This is a genomic window from Mycolicibacterium thermoresistibile, assembly GCF_900187065.1.
In the GTDB taxonomy this organism is placed as follows: domain Bacteria; phylum Actinomycetota; class Actinomycetes; order Mycobacteriales; family Mycobacteriaceae; genus Mycobacterium; species Mycobacterium thermoresistibile.
Genome location: NZ_LT906483.1, coordinates 1,821,522 through 1,842,428 on the forward strand (window position 1 = coordinate 1,821,522; position 20,907 = coordinate 1,842,428).

A 20,907-nucleotide genomic window follows, 5' to 3' on the forward strand; every position below is an offset into this window, starting at 1 on the left:
GTGTTCGGCGGCATCGGCGAGTCCCGGCCGGCGGACCTATCGTGGAGGAATGTGCCGGAACATCACCGAACTGCGGGGGCTCGAACCCGCCGCGACGGCGGAGGAGATCGAGGCCGCCGCGCGTCAGTACGTCCGTAAGGTCAGCGGGATCACCCGTCCGGCCGGCGCCAATGTCGAGGTGTTCGAGACGGCGGTGGCCGAGGTGGCGGCGACGACGACCCGGCTGCTCGCGGACCTGACCCCGCGCCGGCAGCCGCCCAGGACGGTGCCGCCGCTGCGGCGCCCGGAGGTGCGGGCCCGCGTGGCCGCCCAGACCCGGACCTCCACGCCCCGGACCCCCACGCCCCGGAACTGATGACGCCGGGTCTCGAGAGGACGCCCGGGCTCAAGGAGTGGGGTGCGGCGATCCACGGTCTGCTCGACGGCCGCCAGACCGTGCTGCTGCGCAAGGGCGGAATCCACGAGAAGCGGTTCGCGGTCGACGCCGAGCAGTTTGTGCTGTTCCCCACGGTGGTGCACAGTCACGCGGAGCGCGTCCGGCCCGAACACCGTGACCTGCTCGACGCCGCCGCCGGGGACAGCACCGAGGACCGGGTGATCCTGCGGGCCGGGGCGAAAGTCGTTGCCGCCGTGGAAGTCAGCTGCCCAGAACGGCTCACCGAGATCGAGCACCGACACATCTGGACCGCGGCGTCGGTCCAGGCCGACCGGCTCGACTTCCGGCCCAGACACCGGTTGACGGTGCTGGTGGTGCAGGCGTTTCCGCTGGACCGGCCGGTGCCGTTGCAGCGCCGTCCCGACTACGTCGGGTGCACCAGCTGGGTGGACCTCCCGGTGCGGCCGCAGTGGGGTGAGCCGGTGCACGACCACGCCCATCTGGTCGACATCGCCGAGCAGATCCGCAGGTCAGTGACCTGACGGGAACCCGGACCCGGGATCGGGCGGTTCGGTGTCGGCCGGCAGCAGCACCCGTGTCCCGGGATGGACGGTGTGTGTGGCGGGAGTCATCCGGCGACCGGACACCGGCGGTTCCCCGGTGCCGAGGTTGCGGGTGAACCGCGGATGCGATCCACCGGCGATCAGCACCCGGATGCGGTGGCCGGCCCGGAACGTGTGCCCGACGGCGTCCAGCTCCAGCCGCACGGTGCCGATGCTGCCGGCCTCGCGGTGGCAGCGCCGGAACCCGTCGCTGACGTTGACCGAGCGGCCCCGCCGGTCCACCTCACTGATCCGCACGAACAGATCGTGGTGCGGGTTGTCGCAGGAGTGCACCAGTTCGGCCACCGGCACACCGAGTAGACGCAGCGCATGCGGTAGCGGCTGGCTGGTGAAGCTCAGCACGTCGGGGCGCCGGGCCAACCGGTCGTCGCGGCGACGGCCGCCGGCCGGGGACAGCAGCCGGCCGCCCACGGTCGGGGTGGGATCGGCCGGGTCGAAGGTGAAGGACCATCCGGGCGCCGCGGCGCCGGTGTCCGGGGCCGTGGTGCCGAGGCACGCTTCGGTGCGCGGATGCCGGCCGGGCCGCAGATACCAGCTCTGCGCCGGCAGTTCGGGCGGCCAGTCGGGCAGGTCGTACCAGCCGCGGCGGCGGACGTGGACCCGCACCGGGGGACGGGACGCGGTGCGGGTGCCGGCCAGGTGGGTGTCCAGCCAGGCCAGCGACTCCCGCAACACCCGGGGAGCGGCCCGGGTCAGGATGTGGCCGTGCGTCCACGGCCCGATGGTCATGGCGACCGGCACACCGCGGTCCCGCAACCGGGTGTACTGCTGCAGGGTCTGGTCGAGGAACAGATCCTGCCACCCGCCGATCAACAGCACCGGGCGGTCCATCCGGTCCAGGGCGCGGGTCAGCCGCATCGGCGCCCAGAACGGGTCGTCGGGATCGGGGTGCTCCAACCAGCTCTCGTACCACCGCGCGCCGGTCCCCAGCAGGGCGCGGCCCGCCGCGCCCAGCGGCACACCGTCCGCGGCGCGGGCGACCGCCCGGCGCGACATCAGCTGCCGGAGCAGCGCCCGCAGCCGGCGTGGATCCTCCTGGTGGGCCATCAGGTGGCTCCAGCCCAGGAAGTCGTTGAGGGTGAACGCCCCGGTGCCCCAGGAGCTGGCCCAGAAGTCGTGCGGGCCGACCAGGACGACCGCGGCCGCGCACTGCGGTGGCGGGTCGGTCAACAGCGCCCACTGGGTGAACCCCAGATACGACAACCCGATCGTGGCGAACGAACCGGTGAACCACGGCTGCTCGCACAGCCACGCGGCGGTGTCGGCGCCGTCGGCGACCTCATGCACCATCGGCGTGAACTCGCCGCCGGAGCCGAAGGTGCCCCGCACGCTCTGCAGCAGCACGTGATAGCCGCGGGCCGCGTAGAACGAGCCGAACAGCGTCGAGAAGGGTGCGCCGCGGCCGTACGGCCCGCGCACCAGCAGGGTGCCGGCGGGCGTCTCGGTGTCCGGCGCATAGTGGTCGGCGAGCAGTTCCACCCCGTCGCGCATCGGGACGCGCACCCCGCGGTGCACGGTGTGGCCGGTGCCCAGCGGTGGCAATCTCAGCGGCGGCAGTCCCAGCAGCCGACTCCGGACCGCCCGCATGCCAGCCACCGAGATCTGCAGAGGTCTCTAGAGGATGTAATACGGGGACAGTTCATGGGCCCGCTGCAGATTGGTCTGCAGGCAGTCCACATCGGGGTGGGAGTAGATCGGAGAGTAGAACAGCGACTGCTGGATCACGCCGTAGCTGGTCTTGAACACCACCATGCAGGTGATCCACCAGCGGTTGTTCCAGTCGGTCGGTTTCATCACCCAGAACTGGGCGGCGCGATGGCCGTTGATGTCGAGTTGCACCGCGTCCGGCGGCAGTGACTCCTCGAAGGTGCGCCAGACGATCGTCTCGACGGCCATCTGGTAGTTGCCGGCATCGAACCGGCAGCGGACCCCCTCCTCGGGGGTGGGCGGGGTGAACGCCAGGCCGATGCGCTGGATCACGTCCAACGGGATGTCGCGGCAGGCGTCGAACGGGTCGGGGTCCACGGTCTCCACCACCGGCCACTTGATGGTGGTTGACACGTTCGTCATCGGCAGCTCGGCGACATCGACCCGCGGGGCCGCCGCGGGATTGTCGTGCCAGACCACCACGACCGCCGCCACCAGCGCAGCCACTGCCGACAGCAGACGCAATCCGGCGAACATCACCCTCCCTCGGTTCGGCGTGGCGATCCGGCCACTGCGGGGAGTGTACAAGTTCGGCATCCGGCCCCGGAGGTCGAACAGGAACACGTTCTAGTTTCGGGACGGGCGGCCGGTCCGGCCGCGCAAGTAGGGTGGTCGGTTGTGATGGGCCAGGACCAGGACAGGTCGCGACGACCGGTGTTGTGGGCGATCAGTGATCTGCACACCGGCCACACCGGTAACCGCCCGGTGACCGAGTCGCTGTATCCGTCGACCCCGGACGATTGGTTGATCGTGGCCGGCGACGTCGCCGAACGCACCGATGAGATCCGCTGGGCGCTCGATGTGCTGCGCAAGCGGTTCGCGAAGGTGATCTGGGTGCCGGGAAACCACGAACTGTGGACGACGTCGAGGGATCCGGTGCAGGTGTTCGGCCGGTCCCGCTACGACTACCTGGTCGAGATGTGCGACAAGATGGGCATCATCACGCCCGAGCACTCCTATCCGGTGTGGACCGAGGAGGGCGGTCCGGCCACCATCGTGCCGATGTTCCTGCTGTACGACTACAGCTTCCTGCCCGCCGGGGCGGCCACCAAGGAGGAGGGCCTGGCGATGGCCCGGGAGAACAACGTGGTGGCCACCGATGAGTTCCTGTTGTCGTCCGAGCCCTACGCGACCCGGGACGCGTGGTGCCGTGAACGGGTCGCCGAAACCCGCAAGCGGCTCGAACAACTGGACTGGATGACCCCGACGGTACTGGTCAACCACTTCCCGCTGGTCCGCGAACCGTGCGATGCGCTGTTCTACCCGGAGTTCTCGCTGTGGTGCGGCACCACGGCGACCGCGGACTGGCACACCCGCTACAACGCGGTCTGCTCGGTGTACGGCCACCTGCACATTCCCCGGACCACCTGGTACGACGGGGTGCGCTTCGAGGAGGTGTCGGTCGGCTATCCGCGCGAGTGGCGGCGGCGCAAGCCCTACCGGTGGCTGCGGCAGGTGCTGCCGGACCCGCAGTACGCGCCCGGGTACCTCAACGAGTTCGGCGGGCATTTCGTCATCACCGCCGAGATGCGGGCCAACGCCCAGCGGGTGCAGGAACGCATCCAGGCCAGGAGGGCCCGCCGGTGAGGGTGACCACGCTGCTCGGCCGACTGGTCCCGGCCACGGTGGCCGCCGCGGAACTGTACGACGACCCGCCGGGCGTCGCCCCGCTGCCGGAGGAGGAGCCGCTGATCGCACGGTCGGTGGACAAGCGGCGCAACGAGTTCGTCACGGTGCGGCACTGCGCGCGCCTGGCGCTCGGTGAGCTCGGCGTTCCGGCGGTGCCGATCCTCAAGGGCGAGAAGGGCGAACCACGCTGGCCCGACGGCGTGGTGGGCAGCCTGACCCACTGTGCCGGCTACCGCGGCGCGGCCGTCGCCCGCAGCGGTGAGGTGCGCTCGGTGGGGATCGACGCCGAACCACATGATGTGCTGCCGCGCGGGGTGCTCGACGCGGTCAGCCTGCCGGCCGAACGGCGGGAGATCTCGGCGCTGCCGGACGGGCTGCACTGGGACCGGATTCTGTTCTGCGCCAAGGAGGCGACGTACAAGGCATGGTTTCCGTTGACCCGGCGCTGGCTGGGCTTCGAGGATGCGCACATCACCTTCGAGGTCGAGGAGGTCTCGGCGGAGGGTGCGTCCGGCACCTTCCGGTCCCGGATCCTGATCGATCCGCGGGCGCTGTCCGGCCCGCCGCTGCGCACCCTGCCGGGACGGTGGTCGGTCCGCAACGGCCTGGCCGTGACGGCCATCGTGTTGTGAGGGCCGGGGTGAGGACCCAGGTGGTGAGAATCGGGTGAAGACGCCGCCACCGGCCGGCCTGGTCGTCGTCGACAAACCGGGCGGCCTGACCAGCCACGATGTCGTCGGCCGCTGTCGGCGGCTGTTCGGCACCCGCAAGGTCGGACATGCCGGCACCCTGGACCCGATGGCCACCGGGGTGCTCGTCATCGGCATCGAACGGGCCACCAAGATCCTCGGGCTGCTCGCCGCGGGGGACAAGTCGTATTCCGCCACCATCCGGCTCGGCCAGTCGACAAGCACCGACGACGCCGAAGGTGAGCTGCTGCAGACGGTTTCGGCAATCCACCTCACAGACGCGGAGATCGAGGCCGCGGTGGGCGCGCTGCGCGGGGACATCGAGCAGGTGCCGTCGGCGGTGAGCGCGGTCAAGATCGGCGGACAGCGGGCCTACAAACTCGCGCGGGAGGGACGCCGGGTCGAGCTGGCGCCGCGGCCGGTGCGGATCGACCGGTTCGAGGTGCTGGCGATCCGCCACCACGAGACGACGCCGGGGGACGGTGTGGTGGATGTCGACGTGGAGGTGGACTGTTCGACCGGCACCTACATCCGCGCCCTGGCCCGCGACGTCGGCGCCGCGCTCGGCGTCGGCGGCCATCTGACCGTGTTGCGGCGCACCCGGGTCGGCCGGTTCGGGCTGGATGAGGCCCGCACCCTCGACGAACTCGCCGAGCGGCCGCAGCTGAGCTACACCCTGGATGAGGCCTGCCTGTTGGCGTTCCCGCGCCGCGATCTGACCGCCGCCGAGGCCGAGGCGGCCGGCCACGGCCGCGCGTTACCGCCCGCCGGCATCGACGGGGTGTATGCGGCCACCGCGCCCGACGGCCGGGTGATCGCGCTGCTGCGCGACGGTGAGCGCCGGACCACGTCGGTGGTGGTGCTGCGTCCGGCGACGCTGTAGTCCCACCGGGTGTGCCCGGCTCGGTGCATCCGAAAGCTTGTCGCCGGTGACCGGTGGTCTGCGAACATGGATCCATGACAGATATCCCGCGGCCCGGCTCCACTCCGATCTCGACCATCACCGGCGACCCGGTGGTGCGGGTGCCCGCCGACGCCACCGTCGCCGATGTGGCCCGAGCGATCGCCAACGGCGGTGTCGGTGTGGTGGTGATCGGCGAGGAGGCGCGTCCGACCGCGCTGGTGAGCGAGCGCGATGTGGTGCGGGTGGTCGCCGAGGGCAGGGATCCCGCGGCGGTCCCGGCGACCGAGGTGGCGACCACCAAACTGGTGTGGTGCAGCGCCGACACCACCGTCGACGAGGCTGCGATGCGGATGATGGAGCACTACATCCGGCACATCCTGGTGGAACACGACGGGACACTGATCGGCGTGACCTCGGCCCGCGACCTGCTCGGCGTCTACGCCGCCGCCCCGGACGAGGACTGAGCCGCGACCGGCGGGACTGATCCCGCTGCTCGCGGGATGCGTTGCGGCGCTGGAATATTCCCGTCCTTCCGCGCGTTGTCACCGATTGATGACGTGAATCGCAGGAGGGAGGGAGGTCGACATGCGCCGCTGGACGAACTGGTTCAGGACGGCCGGTCTGCTCGGTCTGCTGACCGCCTTGGTCCTGTTGGTCGGTCAGTGGGTGGGCGGTGGGACCGGTCTGGTCTACGCCGCGGTCGTCGCAGTCGCGCTGAACGCGGCGATCTACTACTTCAGCGACACCATCGCGTTGCGGTCGATGCGCGCCCGCCCGTTGAGCAGAGCCGAGGCGCCCCGACTCCACGGGCTGGTGGCCCACCTCGCCGATCAGGCCGGGCAACCGATGCCGAGGCTCTACATCAGCCCGATCCGGCAACCCAACGCGTTCGCCACCGGACGTCATCCGCGCCACGCCGCGGTGTGTGTGACCGAAGGCCTGCTGGACATCCTCGATCTCCGGGAACTGCGGGCGGTGCTCGGCCATGAGCTCGCGCACGTGTACAACCGCGACATCCTGACGTCGACGGTGGCCGCCGCGCTGGCGGGCATCCTCACGATGCTGGCCGATCTGGCGTGGTTCATGCCGCTGGGCGGCGCGGACGAGGAGGACGGCGGCGGGCTGCTGGGCCGGCTGTTCACGCTGCTGTTCGCGCCGTTGGCGGCGGTGTTGATCCAGCTCGCGATCAGCCGCAGCCGCGAGTACGCCGCCGACGCGGACGGCGCCGCGCTCACCGGGGATCCGCGCGCGCTGGCCGGCGCGCTGCGCAAGATCCACGCCGCCACGCAGCGGATGCCGCTGCCGGCCGACGGGCAGCGGGCCAGCATCGCGCATCTGATGATCGCCAACCCGTTGCGCGACGGCGGCCTCGCCTCGCTGTTCGCCACGCATCCGCCGATGGCGCAGCGCATCGCCCGGCTGGAACGGATGGCGCAGCACGGTGCGGGCACCGACTGGGTCTACCGGTGACCCCGGCGCGACCGCACCCGAGATCGGCCCGCCGCATGTCGGCGGGCCGATTCGCATCAAAACTCGTGAGCCGGTGACTCTCAGCGCCGGAACAGGGCCGACACCACCCACAGCACCGCGGACAGCAGCAGCGAGATCAGCAGCATCGAGGTGATCGGCACATAGACGCGCACATTGTCGGTGCGGATCCTGATGTCACCGGGCAGGTTTCCCAGCCAGCCGAGTGCACCGCTCCAGGCCAGCAGCCCCACCACGATCAGCAACACACCCCCGCCGACCAGCCACGGTCCCCAGTCTCTGGTCATCGTGTCCCTCGTCGTGCGCTGCGCTCAGCCGGCGCTGGTGACCCAGATGGCCTCGGCGGCCGGGTGCCCCAGGTCGACGGTGACGTCGGGCTCGCCGCGGTCGGGGGCGGTGACCGCCACCGAGATCATCCCGGCGAAATCCCGTCGCGCCACCACCCGCAGCCGGGAGTCCAGGCTGATCCCGACGGTGTCGAAGTAGCGCAGCATCTCCGGGTCGGCGTCGGAGATCCGCGCCACCATCCCGACGTCGCCCTCCGGGCAGGCCGACAGCTGGCGGGCCGGCGGTGTGGGCACCTGCCCGTCCGCCCGTGGAATCGGGTCGCCGTGCGGATCCCGGGTCGGGTAGCCGAGTTTGGCGTCGATCCGGTCCAGCATCAGGTCGGACACCGCGTGTTCGAGCACCTCGGCCTCGTCGTGGACCTCATCCCAGCTGTAGCCGAGTTCCTGGACCAGGAAGGTCTCCAGCAGTCGGTGCCGCCGCACCATGGCCAGTGCGGCGCGCCGGCCGGCTTCGGTCAGCGTCACCGCCCCGTACTTCTCGTGGTCGACCAGCCCCTGATCGGCAAGGCGGCGGATCGCTTCCGAGGCGGTGCTGGGCGAGACCCCCAGCCGCTCGGCGAGCAGTTTGGTACTGACTTTCTCCAAGGACCACTCCTGGGCGGTCCAGATGACTTTCAGATAGTCCTGGGCAACCGCCGTCAGGTCGCGAGGACTACCGACGGGACTCACGGTATCGAGTTTAGGCAATCATCACCTCAACCGGGGGATGTAGCGCGCCCGCCGAGAGCGGGGGCCGTAGGCTTTTCATGTGCAACGCTGGCGTGGCCAAGAGGAGATTCCCACCGACTGGGGGCGGTGCGTCCTGACCATCGGGGTGTTCGACGGCGTGCATCGCGGTCACACCGAACTGATCGGTCAGGCGGTGAAGTCGGGCCGCGCCCGCGGGGTGCCCACGGTGGTGATGACCTTCGACCCGCATCCGATGGAGGTGGTGTTCCCGGGCAGCCATCCCGCCATGCTGACGACATTGACCCGGCGGGCCGAGCTCATCGAGGAACTCGGTGTCGACGTGTTCCTGGTGATGCCGTTCACCGCCGACTTCATGAAGCTGACCCCCGAGCGCTACGTCCACGAACTGCTGGTGGAGCGTCTGCACGTGGTCGAGGTGGTGGTCGGGGAGAACTTCACCTTCGGCAAGAAGGCCGCCGGCAACGTCGAGATGCTGCGGCAGGCGGGGGAGCGGTTCGGGTTCGCGGTGACCGCCATGTCGCTGGTCTCCGAGCAGACCGACGGGCAGCGTGTGACGTACTCGTCGACCTACATCCGGTCCTGTGTGGACGCCGGTGACGTGGTGGCCGCCGCGGAGGCACTGGGCCGGCCGCACCGGGTCGAGGGGGTGGTGGTCCGCGGCGACGGGCGGGGCCGGGGACTGGGTTTCCCGACCGCCAACGTGGCACCGCCGATGTACTCGGCGATCCCGGCCGACGGTGTGTACGCGGCCTGGTTCACGGTGCTGGGGCACGGCCCGGTGACCGGCACCGTCATCCCCGGGGAGCGGTATCGGGCCGCGGTGTCCATCGGGACCAACCCGACGTTCTCCGGGCGCACCCGCACCGTCGAGGCGTTCGTCCTCGACACCGAGGCCGACCTGTACGGCCAGCATGTCGCGCTGGATTTCGTGGCCCGCATCCGCGGGCAGGAGAAGTTCGACTCGGTCGACGATCTGATCGCGGCGATGCGCCGCGACACCGAGCAGGCCAGGGAGATCCTGTCGCGCTGACCCGCCGCGCTGGATGCCGGCCCGGCCTGAATCCGGTCGGCGCCGGATTCGGTCCGGCGGGTCAGCGCTGCTAGACTTTCCGGCGATCGGCACCCGCTGCAGTTCGCGGTGGCGGTGCCTTCTTCATTCAGTCATTCGCGGACCGATGTGATGGAGTAATTCGTGGCACTCACTGCCGAACAGAAGAAGGAAATCCTGCGCGAGTACGGGCTGCACGAGACCGACACCGGTTCTCCGGAGGCCCAGGTCGCGCTGCTGACCCGTCGTATCAGCGATCTCACCGAGCACCTGAAGGTGCACAAGCACGACCACCACTCGCGGCGCGGTCTGCTGCTGCTGGTCGGTCGTCGCCGCCGGCTGCTCAAGTACGTCGCACAGGTCGACGTCGAGCGGTACCGGTCGCTGATCGAGCGTCTCGGCCTGCGGCGCTGACGCGCAGCAGAGCAGCAGATGCGGACGCCGCCCCGGGACAGCCCCGTCGCGGCCGGTTCGGCCATCCTGGCGATCGTGGCTGTGGTCGGGGCTGTCTCCGGCTGCGCGTCCGCTGACCTCCAGGTCGGTGACTGCCTGCGGATGGGCGGCCCCCCGGACAATCCGGACGCCGCCGAGGTGCCGTGCGGAACCCCGGAGTCAACGCACAAGATCGCCGCGATCGTCCAGGACGAGGCCGAGTGCCCGGCCGACGTCGACTCGTACTACTCGATGCGCAGCACGTTCGACGACGCCACCACCACCGTGTGCCTGGACATCGACTGGGTCGTCGGCGGTTGCATGAGCATCGACCCGACCGATGAGGCGGACCCCGTCCGCGCCGACTGCGCCGACCCCGCCGCGCCGCATCTGCAGCGGGTCACCGAGATCCTCGACGACGTCGCCGACGTGGACCAGTGCGTCAGCGGCACCGGCTACGCCTACGAGGACCGCCAGTTCACGGTCTGCGTGGAACACGTCGAGGTTTGACGGCAGGGTTTGATATTGATTCCGGCCATGTAGCATGAATGTGTTCACCAGCCCTGGCTGGTCGAACACCGGGTACGACACCGCAGGGTGCGGGCGTCGTCCCCCGCGCGTCATATCAGGCCCGCCTGATCGGGCGGTCTTCGGTAGTGGCTGCCGGACCTCCTCGCCGCCAGGGATACCCATAGCGTATGCATGGTTGTCCCCGGACCAAGGGGAATTCTCCGGCCGCTTCGATCGACGGCCGTAGCCGCATCAAGGCTGGTGGTTCGGACTCCCGACGGAGTCAATCGGCATAACTGAGCGTGACGGCGCGGAACAGCTGAAAAAGAACCAACAGAGAGGCCATACGGACGCCATGTCTGTAGTTGAAATTGACGAAGGCGTGTTCGAGTCGACCGCCGTCATCGACAACGGGAGCTTCGGCACCCGCACCATTCGTTTCGAGACCGGCCGGATGGCCCGGCAGGCCGCCGGCTCGGCCGTCGCGTATCTCGACGACGAGACCATGCTGCTGAGCGCGACCACCGCCAGCAAGACCCCCAAGGAACAGTTCGACTTCTTCCCGCTGACGGTCGACGTCGAGGAGCGGATGTACGCCGCCGGACGGATCCCGGGCTCGTTCTTCCGCCGGGAAGGCCGGCCGTCCACCGACGCGATCCTGACCTGCCGGCTCATCGACCGGCCGCTGCGGCCGTCCTTCGTCGAGGGGCTGCGCAACGAGATCCAGATCGTGGTCACCGTGCTGAGCCTGGATCCGGCCGACATGTACGACGTGCTGGCGATCAACGCCGCGTCGATGTCCACGCAGCTCGCAGGGCTGCCATTCTCCGGGCCGATCGGCGGTGTGCGGGTCGGGCTGGTCGACGGAACCTGGGTCGCGTTCCCCACCGTCGAACAACTGGAGCGTGCGGTGTTCGACATGGTCGTGGCCGGCCGCACCCTCGAGGACGGCGACGTCGCGATCATGATGGTCGAGGCCGAGGCGACCGAGCACGTCATCGAGCTCGTCGAGGGCGGCGCGCAGGCGCCGACCGAGGCCGTGGTGGCCGAGGGTCTGGAAGCGGCCAAGCCGTTCATCAAGGTGCTCTGCGCCGCCCAGCAGGAGCTCGCCGACCGGGCCGCCAAGCCGACGGGTGAGTATCCGCTGTTCCCCGACTACGGCGACGACGTCTACTACTCGGTGTCGGCCGTGGCCACCGACGCGCTGTCGGAGGCGCTGACCATCTCCGGCAAGAATGAGCGCAACGACCGCATCGACGAGATCAAGGTCGAGGTGCTCGAACGGCTGGCCGAGCAGTACGAGGGCCGGGAGAAGGAGATCGGCGCCGCGTTCCGGGCGTTGACCAAGAAACTGGTCCGCCAGCGCATCCTCACCGACCACTTCCGCATCGACGGCCGGGGCGTCACCGACATCCGGGCGCTGTCCGCCGAGGTCGCGGTGGTGCCGCGGGCCCACGGCAGCGCGTTGTTCGAGCGCGGTGAGACCCAGATCCTGGGCATCACCACGCTGGACATGATCAAGATGGCCCAGCAGATCGACTCGCTGGGGCCGGAGACCACCAAGCGCTACATGCACCACTACAACTTCCCGCCGTACTCCACCGGTGAGACCGGCCGGGTCGGTTCGCCGAAGCGGCGCGAGATCGGCCACGGCGCACTGGCGGAGCGGGCGTTGGTCCCGGTGCTGCCCAGCGTCGAGGAATTCCCGTACGCCATCCGCCAGGTGTCCGAGGCGCTCAGCTCCAACGGCTCCACCTCGATGGGCTCGGTGTGCGCGTCGACGATGGCGCTGCTCAACGCCGGGGTTCCGCTGAAGGCCCCGGTCGCCGGCATCGCCATGGGCCTGGTGTCCGACGAGATCGAGAACGACAAGGGTGAGACCGAACGGCGCTACGTCGCGTTGACCGACATCCTCGGCGCCGAGGACGCCTTCGGCGACATGGACTTCAAGGTCGCCGGCACCCGGGAGTTCGTCACCGCGCTGCAGCTGGACACCAAGCTCGACGGCATCCCGTCACAGGTACTGGCGGGTGCGCTGGACCAGGCCCGGGATGCCCGGCTGACCATCCTCGACGTCATGGCCGAGGCCATCGACGGTCCGGACGAGATGAGCCCGTACGCGCCCCGGATCACGACCATCAAGGTGCCGGTCGACAAGATCGGCGAGGTCATCGGTCCGAAGGGCAAGATCATCAACGCGATCACCGAGGAGACCGGCGCGGAGATCTCCATCGAGGACGACGGCACCGTGTACGTCGGCGCCACCGACGGTCCTTCGGCGCAGGCCGCGATCGACAAGATCAACGCGATCGCCAATCCGCAGCTGCCCAAGGTCGGCGAGCGATTCCTCGGAACCGTCGTCAAGACGACCGATTTCGGCGCGTTCGTGTCGCTGCTGCCCGGCCGCGACGGGCTGGTCCACATCTCCAAACTCGGCCGCGGCAAGCGCATCGGCAAGGTCGAGGACGTGGTGAACGTGGGCGAGAAGCTGCGGGTCGAGATCGCCGACATCGACAGCCGCGGCAAGATCTCGTTGATCCTCGTCGATGAGGAGGGATCGGCCCCAGCGGCCGATGACAAGACGGTAGATGCCGCCACGTCCAGTAACTGATCCGCGCGAGCGGAGCCTGCGCCAGGGTGTCCGCGGCGGCGCATCCTCGACGGCCGGCCCTGCGACGGTGCGCCGCACCGTCCTGCCGGGTGGGCTGCGGGTGGTGACCGAGTACCTCCCGTCGGTGCATTCGGTGTCGGTCGGCGTCTGGGTCGGCGTCGGCTCCCGGGACGAGGGTCCCAGCGTGGCGGGCGCCGCCCATTTCCTGGAGCATCTGCTGTTCAAGTCGACACCGACGCGGTCGGCGGTCGACATCGCCCAGGCCGTCGACGCGGTCGGCGGTGAGCTCAACGCCTTCACCGCCCGCGAGCACACCTGTTATTACGCCCACGTCCTGGACGCCGATCTGGCGTTGGCCATCGACCTGGTGGCCGATGTGGTGCTGAACGGGCGTTGCGCCGCAGCCGATGTCGAGCTCGAACGCGATGTGGTGCTCGAGGAAATCGCCATGCGCGACGACGACCCGGAGGACAGCCTCGGCGATGTGTTCCTCGAGGCGATGTTCGGGAGGCACCCGGTCGGCCGGCCGGTGATCGGCAGTGTCGAAACGGTGTCGGCGATGACGCGCGCGCAGCTGCACTCGTTCCACATCCGGCGCTACACGCCGGACCGCATGGTCGTCGCGGTGGCCGGCAACGTCGACCACGACGAGGTCGTCGCCCTGGCGCACCGGCACTTCGGCGCCCGGCTGGTGCCCGGACGCACCCCCGTACCCCCGCGCAAGGGAGCCAGCCGGGTGCCCGGGCGGCCCGGGCTGAGACTGATCAGCCGCGACGGCGAGCAGACCCATGTGTCGCTGGGGGTGCGGACCCCGGGCCGGCACTGGGAGCACCGGTGGGCGTTGTCGGTGCTCAACAACGCGCTGGGCGGTGGGCTGAGTTCCCGGTTGTTCCAGGAGATCCGCGAACAGCGCGGGCTGGCCTACTCGGTGTACTCGACCGTCGACATGTTCGCCGACAGCGGAGCGTTGTCAGTGTACGCCGCCTGTCAGCCGGAGCGGTTCGACGAGGTGGTGCGGGTGACCACCGACGTGCTGCACCGGGTCGCCCGGGACGGCATCACCGAGGACGAATGCCGCATCGCCAAGGGCTCGCTGCGCGGCGGACTGGTACTGGGACTGGAGGATTCCGCGTCACGGATGCACCGGATCGGCCGCAATGAGCTGAACTACGGGGTGCACCAGAGCATCGACGAGACCCTGGCCAGAATCGACGCTGTCACTGCCGAGGAGGTCAACATGGTGGCGCGGCGCCTGCTCAACCGGCCGTTCGGGGCCGCGGTGCTGGGCCCACACCGTTCGGAAAAGTCACTGCCGCAACCCCTCTGGGCAATCGCCGGATGAGACGGTAACGTTGCGCCGGTGACTGGACTCTCGCGACGGACACTTCTCATCGGCGGGCTGGCGGTTGCCGGAGCGGGTCTGTGCGGCCTCGCCGCACCCCGGATCGCGCACGCCGCGCCGGCGATCCACCAACGGTTGACCGGGCTGGAGAACGACCACGACCAACTGATCGGCCTGTATGCGGTGGATCTGGGCTCGGGCCGGACCATCGCCCATCGTGAGCACGAATCGTTCGCCATGTGCTCGACGTTCAAGACCTACCTCGCCGCGGCCACGCTGCAGCGGGTGCAGCAGGGCGAATTACAGTTGGATCAACGGATCTTCGTGCCACCGGCGGCGATCGTCACGCATTCGCCGCGTAGCGAGGCGGCGGCGGGCGGACACCTGACCGTCGCCGAATTGTGTGCCGCGATACTGCAGGTCAGCGACAACGGTGCGGCCAACACCCTGTTGCAGACCCTCGGCGGACCGCCGGCGGTGACCGAGTTCGCGCGCAGCATCGGTGACGAGCGCTCGCGGCTGGACCGCTGGGAGGTCGCGCTGAACTCAGCGGTGCCGGGTGATCCCCGCGACACCAGCACACCTCGGGCACTGGGTGAGGGGTACCGCACCCTGCTCGAGGGCGACGTGCTCGCACCGCCCTACCGGGAGCAGTTGGTCGAGTGGATGCGGACCAACGAGACCTCCGCCATGCGGCCCGGCCTGCCGCCCGGGTGGGTCAGCGCCGACAAGACCGGCAGCGGCGATTACGGCACCACCAACGACGTCGGCCTGCTCTACGGACCGCAGGGGCAGCGGGTGGTCCTGGCCATTCTCACCCGGTCGGCATCCGACGATCCCGATGCGCAGAATCCGCGTCCGTTGATCGGCGAGATCACCGCGGCGGTGCTGCCGGAACTACTCGGCTGGCCGTCAGCCCAATAAGGTGGCGGGGTCGCTGTAGGGCAACCCGAGGTCGCCGGCCACCGAGGCGGAGAACAACTCGCCGAAGTGGGTGGCCAGGCCCCGGGCCAGCGCCGGGTCGGCGACGCAGGCCGCCCGCCACCCGTGGTCGGCCAGCCGCACCACATACGGCAGGGTGGCGTTGACCAGCGCGAACGTCGATGTCCGCGGCACCGCCCCGGGCAGGTTGCCGATGCAGCAGAACACGGTGTCGTGGACGTGGTAGGTCGGATCGTCGAACGTGGTGGGACGGGAGTCCTCGAAGCAACCGCCCTGGTCGATCGCCACGTCCACCACCACCGCCCCCGGCCGCATCCCGGCCACGGTGCTGTTCGACACCAGCTTGGGCGCCCGCCGGCCCGGCACCAGTACCGCGCCGATCACCAGATCGGCCTGCCGGACGGCGTCGTCGACGTCCAGGGCGGTGGAGAACCGGGTGCGGACCCGGCCGCCGAGGGCGACGTCGAGGCTACGCAGCCTGGCCACGTCGATGTCGAAAACGGTGACCGCGGCGCCCATTCCGGCGGCCGTGCGGGCGGCGTGCGCACCGGCGGTGCCGGCGCCGATGATCACCACGTCGGCCGGCGGAACGCCGGGCACCCCGCCCAGCAGCACCCCGCGGCCACCGCCGCCACGCATCAGGTGGTAGGCCCCGGTCTGTACGGCCAGCCCGCCGGCGACCTCGCTCATCGGCATCAGCAGCGGCAGCGCCCCGTCGGCGGTCTGCACCGTCTCGTAGGCGATCGCGGTGGTGCCGGCTGCCAGCAGGGCCTCGGTGGTCTGCCGGGACGCAGCCAGATGCAGATAGCAGAACAACACCTGACCGGAGCGCAGCAACGGCTGCTCCTGTTCGGTCGGGTCCTTGACCTTCAGGATGAGATCGGCTGTCGCCCAGATCGTTTCGGCGTCGTCACTGAGCTGGGCGCCGGCTGCGGCGAACTGGTCGTCGGTGATGGACGATCCCAGGCCGGCTCCGGACTCCACGAGCACCTGATGTCCGCGGCGCACCAGTTCCGCCACGCCGGCCGGGGTGATCGCGACCCGGTACTCGTGGGGTTTCGTCTCGGTCGGCACACCGATGCGCATGTCCTACTCCTCGCTGGTGAACGCCCCAGGCGGGCGCGCGTCACCATACGCGCACGGGATCGGACAGCGTGTCGGCAGGGTGGTCACCACGCGGTCCATCGTCTTACGGGCCCGGCCCGATCCGGACCCCGCCGTGGCCGCGGCCTGGCACCGGCGGGCGGGAACCGGCGGTTAGGGTTGGGTCATGCGAGTCGGAGTGCTGGGCGCCAAGGGCAAGGTCGGGGCAACCATGGTGCAGGCGGTGCAGGCCGCCGACGACCTCACGCTGTCGGCGGAGGTCGACGCCGGGGATCCGATCAGCGCACTGGTAGACACCGATACCGAGGTGGTCATCGACTTCACCCATCCCGACGTGGTGATGGACAACCTGAAGTTCCTGATCGACAACGGGATCCACGCCGTCGTCGGCACCACCGGGTTCACCGACGAACGACTCGACCGGGTGCGCGACTGGCTGTCGGCCAAACCGGGTGTGGGGGTGCTGATCGCCCCGAACTTCGCGATCGGCGCGGTGCTGTGCATGCAGTTCGCCCGGCAGGCGGCGCGGTTCTTCGAATCGGTCGAGGTCATCGAACTGCACCATCCGCAGAAGGCCGACGCCCCGTCCGGCACCGCCGCCCGGACCGCACGGTTGATCGCCGATGCGCGAAAAGGCATGCCGCCGAACCCCGATGCCACCAGCACCGCGCTGGACGGGGCTCGCGGCGCCGACGTCGACGGCGTCCCGGTGCACTCGGTGCGGCTGGCCGGCCTGGTCGCCCACCAGGAGGTGCTGTTCGGCACCCAGGGGGAGACGCTGACCATCCGCCACGACAGCATCGACCGCACCTCGTTCGTGCCCGGGGTGCTGCTCGCGGTGCGCAACATCGCCAGGCATCCGGGTCTGACCATCGGGATCGAACCGCTGCTCGACCTGACATGAGCGACCCTGACAGCAACGACGGGGGCGGCCGGGCGCTGCGGATCCAGCTGCTGATCGGCTTCATGTGTGTGGCGCTGGTCGTCTACTTCGTGCTGCTCGGGCGGCTGGGGTGGATGTTCATCACCTCCGGCAGCGCCGCCGCGGTCGGACTCGGCCTGGCGCTGATGATCCTGCCGTTCATCGGGGTGTGGGCGATGGTCAGCACCCTGCGTGACGGCCTGGCCCATCAACGGCTGGCCCGGATCATCGGGGAGGAGGGTTTCGAGCTCGACGTCAGCGACCTGCCGCGCCGACCCTCCGGGCGGATTCAGCGTGAGGCCGCCGACGCGCTGTTCGAGCAGGTCCGCGCGGAACTGGAAGCCGACCCGGACAATTGGCGGCGCTGGTACCGGGTGGCCCGCGCCTACGACTACGCCGGCGACCGGCGACGCGCCCGCGAGGCCATGCGCAAGGCCGTCGAACTCCAGGAGCGTGACCGATGACCAAGACGCTGCTGATCGTGCACCACACCCCGTCGCCGCACTGTCAGGAGATGTTCGAGGCGGTGCTGTCCGGAGCCACCGATCCGGAGATCGAGGGTGTGGAGGTGCTACGCCGGCCCGCGCTCACGGTGTCGCCGGTGGACTGGCTGGCGGCCGACGGCTACCTGCTCGGCAGCCCGGTGAACCTCGGTTACCTGTCCGGCGCGCTCAAACACGCCTTCGACACCGCCTACTACCAGATCCTCGACTCCACGTCCGGTCGGCCGTTCGGGGCCTGGCTGCACGGAAACGAGGGCACCGAGGGCGCCGAACGCGCCCTCGACGGCATCACCGGGGGACTGGGCTGGCAGCGCGCCGCCGAGACCGTGGTCGTGTCCGGCAAACCCGGCAAGGACGACCTGGAGGCCTGCTGGAATCTCGGTGCGACGGTCGCCGCGACCCTGATGGAGTAACCCGCGTGAGCGGCGCGGCGCTACGCTACTGAACCCGACACACCATGATCTCGACGGAGGCATCCCATGCCCGGTATCGCCGAACTCGCCCTGGGCGCCGCGCCGGTCGCCGGCGGGGCGCTGTTGGCCCTGGCAGCGGGCAATCTCAAGGGGCCGGATTTCCGCGGCATGATCGCCAAGGACATGGATCTGCTGGAGCGCATCCCGGTCGAGGACGTCGAGCGCCGGGCCCGGCTGCAGGCCAGCATCAACCAGCGGATCGATGACCTCATCGCGACCACCGAACGCAGCCGCGCGCTGCGCGAGGCGGCGATGTCCTACGGCGGCAATTGGCGCGACATCGTGCTGTTCATCTGCGCGGTGTTGTTCACCCTGGTGTGGTGGCACGTCGACCACGACCGGTCGAACTGGCTGGTGATGTTCGTGGTGCTGATCGGGTTCTGCGTGCTCACCGCGCTCTACGCCGTCCGCGGGATCCTCCGCGCGTTCGGTTCGTTGCGCCGGAATCGTCCGGATTAACCGGACAGTTCGCGGTCGAACAGCGCTCTCAGCGCATCCCAGTGCCGTTCGGCGGCCTGTTCGTCGTACGGCAGATTGTCGGGCACCGCAAACCCGTGGCCGGCCGGGTAGAACTCGATGGTGTGCTCGACGCCGGCGTCGGTCAGCGCCTTGCCGAGGGTCTCGGCGTGGGCGGGCGTGAAGCCGTCGTCATCCTGGGCGCCGGCGACGTAGACGGTGGCCTTGATGCGCTCCGCCAGCAGATGTGGGCTGGTCGGATCGTCGGTGACCAGGCCCGCGGCGTGGAACGAGGCGGCCGCGGCGACCCGGTCCGGGACCCGCCCGGCCACCGTCACCGACATCCGCCCGCCCATGCAGTAGCCGAACACCCCGAACCTGTCACCCTTGACCTCGGGGCGGCTCTGCAGGAAGTCGAAGAACGCCCTCGCGTCGGTCTCCATCATGTCCGGGGTGATGCTGCGGATCATCCGGTACAGCCTGGCGCGTTCGGACGGGTCGCCGAACACCGTGCGCATGTCGAATGGTTCCCACCGGCCGTGCCGGTAGTACACATCGGGCACCAGCACCGCGTAGCCGTAGCCGGCCAGGCGGTCCGCCATCTCGCGCATCAGGTCCCGTGTCCCACCTGCGTCGACGAAGAGCACGACGCCGGGCCACGGTCCGGCGCCGTCGGGGGTGTGCAGGGTCACGGGGCAGGTTCCGTCGGCGGTTGTGACGGTCGCAGAGATGACTGGCATGGCTTCCGTTGTACTCCATCCGGTGCGTGCGAAGTACGAAGTAAGCTATCGCTCGTGCCGATCAATGGGTCGATTCCGACGCCCTACGAAGACCTGTTGCGCCTGGTGCTCGAGCGCGGCACCCCGAAGGCCGACCGCACCGGCACCGGCACCCGCAGCCTGTTCGGCCACCAGATGCGCTACGACCTGTCCGCCGGCTTCCCGCTCATCACCACCAAGAAGGTGCACACCAAGTCGGTGATCTACGAGCTGCTGTGGTTCCTGCGCGGCGACTCCAACGTGCGCTGGTTGCAGGACCGCGGCGTCACGATCTGGGACGAGTGGGCCGACGACGACGGTGAGCTGGGCCCGGTCTACGGGGTGCAGTGGCGGTCCTGGCCGACCCCGTCGGGGGAGCACGTCGACCAGATCAGCGCGGCGCTGGAGCTGCTGCGCACCGATCCGGATTCGCGCCGCATCATCGTCTCGGCCTGGAACGTCGCCGACCTCGACGAGATGGCGCTGCCGCCGTGTCACACGCTGTTCCAGTTCTACGTCGCCGGCGGGCGGCTGAGTTGCCAGCTGTATCAGCGCAGCGCCGACCTGTTCCTGGGGGTGCCGTTCAACATCGCCAGCTACGCGCTGCTCACCCACATGATGGCGGCGCAGGCCGGCCTGCAGGTAGGGGAGTTCATCTGGACCGGCGGCGACTGCCACATCTACGACAACCACGTCGAGCAGGTGCGGTTGCAGCTGAGCCGCGATCCGCGCCCGTATCCGGAACTCGAACTGGCGCCGCGGGATTCGATCTTCGACTACACCTTCGAGGACGTCGTCATCCGGAACTATGACCCGCATCCGGCGATCAAGGCGCCGGTCGCGGTATGAGCGCAGGAGAGTCCCCGCGCGAGGTCGGGCTGATCTGGGCGCAGTCGACGTCCGGGGTCATCGGACGTGACGGCGGGCTGCCCTGGCAGCTGCCCGAGGATCTTGCCCGGTTCAAGGAGATCACCATGGGCCACACCGTGGTGATGGGCCGGCGCACCTGGGAGTCGTTGCCGGCCGCGGTGCGTCCGCTGCCGGGCCGCAAGAACGTGGTGCTGTCCCGCCGGTCCGACTATCCGGCCGAGGGCGCGCAGGTGGTGCACACGTTGGACGACGCGCTCGGCGACGGTGAGACCTGGGTGATCGGTGGTGCCGAGATCTTCGGGCTGGCACTGGAGGTGGCCACCAGGTGCGAGGTCACCGAGATCGAGATCGATCTGCGGCGGCGGGAGGGCGATGCGATGGCGCCCGTGCTCGACGAGTCATGGGTGGGAACCGTGGGGGAGTGGCGCACCAGTAGATCGGGGCTGCGCTACCGGTATTACCACTACACCCGGGTGTGAGCCC

The 20,907-nt window shown here is 69.7% G+C and carries 25 protein-coding genes; 19 read left to right on the plus strand and 6 right to left on the minus strand.

Going from position 1 to position 20,907, the window contains the following annotated elements; all coding sequences use genetic code 11:
- The first annotated feature begins 49 nt into the window (after positions 1-49).
- Positions 50-355 carry a DUF2277 domain-containing protein gene (locus CKW28_RS08475; protein WP_003924372.1) on the plus strand — a complete coding sequence of 102 codons (306 nt, stop codon included), beginning with the start codon at positions 50-52 and terminating at the stop codon, positions 353-355.
- Positions 355-918 (plus strand): DUF1802 family protein, encoded by a 564-nt coding sequence (locus CKW28_RS08480; RefSeq protein WP_003924371.1) that lies wholly within the window; start codon positions 355-357, stop codon positions 916-918. Before CKW28_RS08475 ends, CKW28_RS08480 begins: the two co-directional genes overlap by 1 nt.
- Here the strand turns inward: CKW28_RS08480 and CKW28_RS08485 are convergent.
- Entirely contained in the window at positions 907-2,586 is a 1,680-nt protein-coding gene (locus CKW28_RS08485; protein ID WP_003924370.1) for a CocE/NonD family hydrolase, read from the minus strand. The genes CKW28_RS08480 and CKW28_RS08485 overlap by 12 nt on opposite strands.
- Before the next feature lie 27 nt (positions 2,587-2,613).
- Positions 2,614-3,183 carry a DUF3558 domain-containing protein gene (locus CKW28_RS08490; protein ID WP_040546219.1) on the minus strand — a complete coding sequence of 190 codons (570 nt, stop codon included), beginning with the start codon at positions 3,181-3,183 and terminating at the stop codon, positions 2,614-2,616.
- Between the two features lie 144 nt (positions 3,184-3,327).
- Between CKW28_RS08490 and pptH the strand changes: the two genes are divergently transcribed.
- The 5 genes from pptH (at position 3,328) to CKW28_RS08515 (ending at position 7,398) form a co-directional block, all read left to right on the plus strand.
- Positions 3,328-4,293, plus strand: a complete 966-nt coding sequence (pptH, locus tag CKW28_RS08495; protein ID WP_040546218.1) for an ACP phosphodiesterase PptH — start codon at positions 3,328-3,330, stop codon at positions 4,291-4,293.
- The gene (gene pptT / locus CKW28_RS08500) at positions 4,290-4,967 is read left to right on the plus strand and encodes a 4'-phosphopantetheinyl transferase PptT (RefSeq protein WP_003924367.1); all 678 of its coding nucleotides are present in this window, start codon (positions 4,290-4,292) and stop codon (positions 4,965-4,967) included. The genes pptH and pptT overlap by 4 nt, the downstream gene beginning before the upstream one ends.
- 34 nt (positions 4,968-5,001) lie before the next feature.
- The gene (gene truB, locus CKW28_RS08505; RefSeq protein WP_003924366.1) at positions 5,002-5,907 is read left to right on the plus strand and encodes a tRNA pseudouridine(55) synthase TruB; all 906 of its coding nucleotides are present in this window, start codon (positions 5,002-5,004) and stop codon (positions 5,905-5,907) included.
- A 74-nt stretch (positions 5,908-5,981) separates the two neighbouring features.
- Positions 5,982-6,392 (plus strand): CBS domain-containing protein, encoded by a 411-nt coding sequence (locus CKW28_RS08510; RefSeq protein WP_003924365.1) that lies wholly within the window; start codon positions 5,982-5,984, stop codon positions 6,390-6,392.
- 121 nt (positions 6,393-6,513) lie between these two features.
- Positions 6,514-7,398 carry a M48 family metalloprotease gene (locus CKW28_RS08515; RefSeq protein ID WP_003924364.1) on the plus strand — a complete coding sequence of 295 codons (885 nt, stop codon included), beginning with the start codon at positions 6,514-6,516 and terminating at the stop codon, positions 7,396-7,398.
- Between the two features lie 80 nt (positions 7,399-7,478).
- Here the strand turns inward: CKW28_RS08515 and CKW28_RS08520 are convergent, their stop codons facing one another.
- Both CKW28_RS08520 and mntR read right to left on the minus strand, forming a co-directional pair.
- Positions 7,479-7,703, minus strand: coding sequence for a DUF2905 domain-containing protein (locus CKW28_RS08520; RefSeq protein WP_003924363.1), 225 nt, complete (start codon positions 7,701-7,703; stop codon positions 7,479-7,481).
- Between the two features lie 24 nt (positions 7,704-7,727).
- Entirely contained in the window at positions 7,728-8,432 is a 705-nt protein-coding gene (mntR, locus tag CKW28_RS08525) for a manganese-binding transcriptional regulator MntR (protein WP_003924362.1), read from the minus strand.
- Between the two features lie 79 nt (positions 8,433-8,511).
- On the opposite strand from mntR, the gene CKW28_RS08530 reads away from it, so the two are divergent.
- The 6 genes from CKW28_RS08530 (at position 8,512) to bla (ending at position 15,320) form a co-directional block, all read left to right on the plus strand.
- Positions 8,512-9,483, plus strand: coding sequence for a bifunctional riboflavin kinase/FAD synthetase (locus tag CKW28_RS08530; protein WP_003924361.1), 972 nt, complete (start codon positions 8,512-8,514; stop codon positions 9,481-9,483).
- Between the two features lie 162 nt (positions 9,484-9,645).
- Positions 9,646-9,915, plus strand: a complete 270-nt coding sequence (rpsO, locus tag CKW28_RS08535) for a 30S ribosomal protein S15 (protein WP_003924360.1) — start codon at positions 9,646-9,648, stop codon at positions 9,913-9,915.
- 18 nt (positions 9,916-9,933) lie between these two features.
- Positions 9,934-10,443, plus strand: coding sequence for an LppU family putative lipoprotein (gene lppU / locus CKW28_RS08540; RefSeq protein WP_003924359.1), 510 nt, complete (start codon positions 9,934-9,936; stop codon positions 10,441-10,443).
- 355 nt (positions 10,444-10,798) lie between these two features.
- Positions 10,799-13,054 carry a polyribonucleotide nucleotidyltransferase gene (locus tag CKW28_RS08545; protein ID WP_040546217.1) on the plus strand — a complete coding sequence of 752 codons (2,256 nt, stop codon included), beginning with the start codon at positions 10,799-10,801 and terminating at the stop codon, positions 13,052-13,054.
- Complete coding sequence (locus CKW28_RS08550) at positions 13,032-14,396, plus strand: M16 family metallopeptidase (protein ID WP_081475432.1); 1,365 nt, start codon at positions 13,032-13,034, stop codon at positions 14,394-14,396. Before CKW28_RS08545 ends, CKW28_RS08550 begins: the two co-directional genes overlap by 23 nt.
- Positions 14,397-14,414: 18 nt before the next feature.
- Positions 14,415-15,320, plus strand: a complete 906-nt coding sequence (bla, locus tag CKW28_RS08555) for a class A beta-lactamase (protein ID WP_003924356.1) — start codon at positions 14,415-14,417, stop codon at positions 15,318-15,320.
- On the opposite strand, the gene ald is transcribed toward bla, so the two are convergent.
- Positions 15,309-16,424, minus strand: a complete 1,116-nt coding sequence (ald, locus tag CKW28_RS08560; protein WP_003924355.1) for an alanine dehydrogenase — start codon at positions 16,422-16,424, stop codon at positions 15,309-15,311. The two genes, bla and ald, sit on opposite strands and share 12 nt — an antisense overlap.
- 184 nt (positions 16,425-16,608) lie before the next feature.
- On the opposite strand from ald, the gene dapB reads away from it, so the two are divergent.
- From dapB to CKW28_RS08580, 4 genes are all read left to right on the plus strand, one after another.
- A complete protein-coding gene (gene dapB / locus CKW28_RS08565; RefSeq protein ID WP_003924354.1) occupies positions 16,609-17,346 on the plus strand; it encodes a 4-hydroxy-tetrahydrodipicolinate reductase in 738 nt (245 codons plus the stop codon).
- Positions 17,343-17,828 (plus strand): tetratricopeptide repeat protein, encoded by a 486-nt coding sequence (locus CKW28_RS08570; protein ID WP_003924353.1) that lies wholly within the window; start codon positions 17,343-17,345, stop codon positions 17,826-17,828. Before dapB ends, CKW28_RS08570 begins: the two co-directional genes overlap by 4 nt.
- The gene (locus tag CKW28_RS08575; RefSeq protein WP_003924352.1) at positions 17,825-18,280 is read left to right on the plus strand and encodes a flavodoxin family protein; all 456 of its coding nucleotides are present in this window, start codon (positions 17,825-17,827) and stop codon (positions 18,278-18,280) included. Before CKW28_RS08570 ends, CKW28_RS08575 begins: the two co-directional genes overlap by 4 nt.
- A 66-nt stretch (positions 18,281-18,346) precedes the next feature.
- The gene (locus tag CKW28_RS08580; RefSeq protein ID WP_003924351.1) at positions 18,347-18,799 is read left to right on the plus strand and encodes a hypothetical protein; all 453 of its coding nucleotides are present in this window, start codon (positions 18,347-18,349) and stop codon (positions 18,797-18,799) included.
- On the opposite strand, the gene CKW28_RS08585 is transcribed toward CKW28_RS08580, so the two are convergent.
- Complete coding sequence (locus CKW28_RS08585) at positions 18,796-19,536, minus strand: dienelactone hydrolase family protein (protein ID WP_003924350.1); 741 nt, start codon at positions 19,534-19,536, stop codon at positions 18,796-18,798. The genes CKW28_RS08580 and CKW28_RS08585 overlap by 4 nt on opposite strands.
- A gap of 72 nt (positions 19,537-19,608) precedes the next feature.
- Between CKW28_RS08585 and CKW28_RS08590 the strand changes: the two genes are divergently transcribed.
- Together CKW28_RS08590 and CKW28_RS08595 are read left to right on the plus strand one after the other, a co-directional pair.
- Complete coding sequence (locus tag CKW28_RS08590; RefSeq protein ID WP_197700636.1) at positions 19,609-20,403, plus strand: thymidylate synthase; 795 nt, start codon at positions 19,609-19,611, stop codon at positions 20,401-20,403.
- Positions 20,400-20,903, plus strand: coding sequence for a dihydrofolate reductase (locus tag CKW28_RS08595; RefSeq protein ID WP_003924348.1), 504 nt, complete (start codon positions 20,400-20,402; stop codon positions 20,901-20,903). Before CKW28_RS08590 ends, CKW28_RS08595 begins: the two co-directional genes overlap by 4 nt.
- The last annotated feature ends 4 nt before the right edge of the window (positions 20,904-20,907 follow it).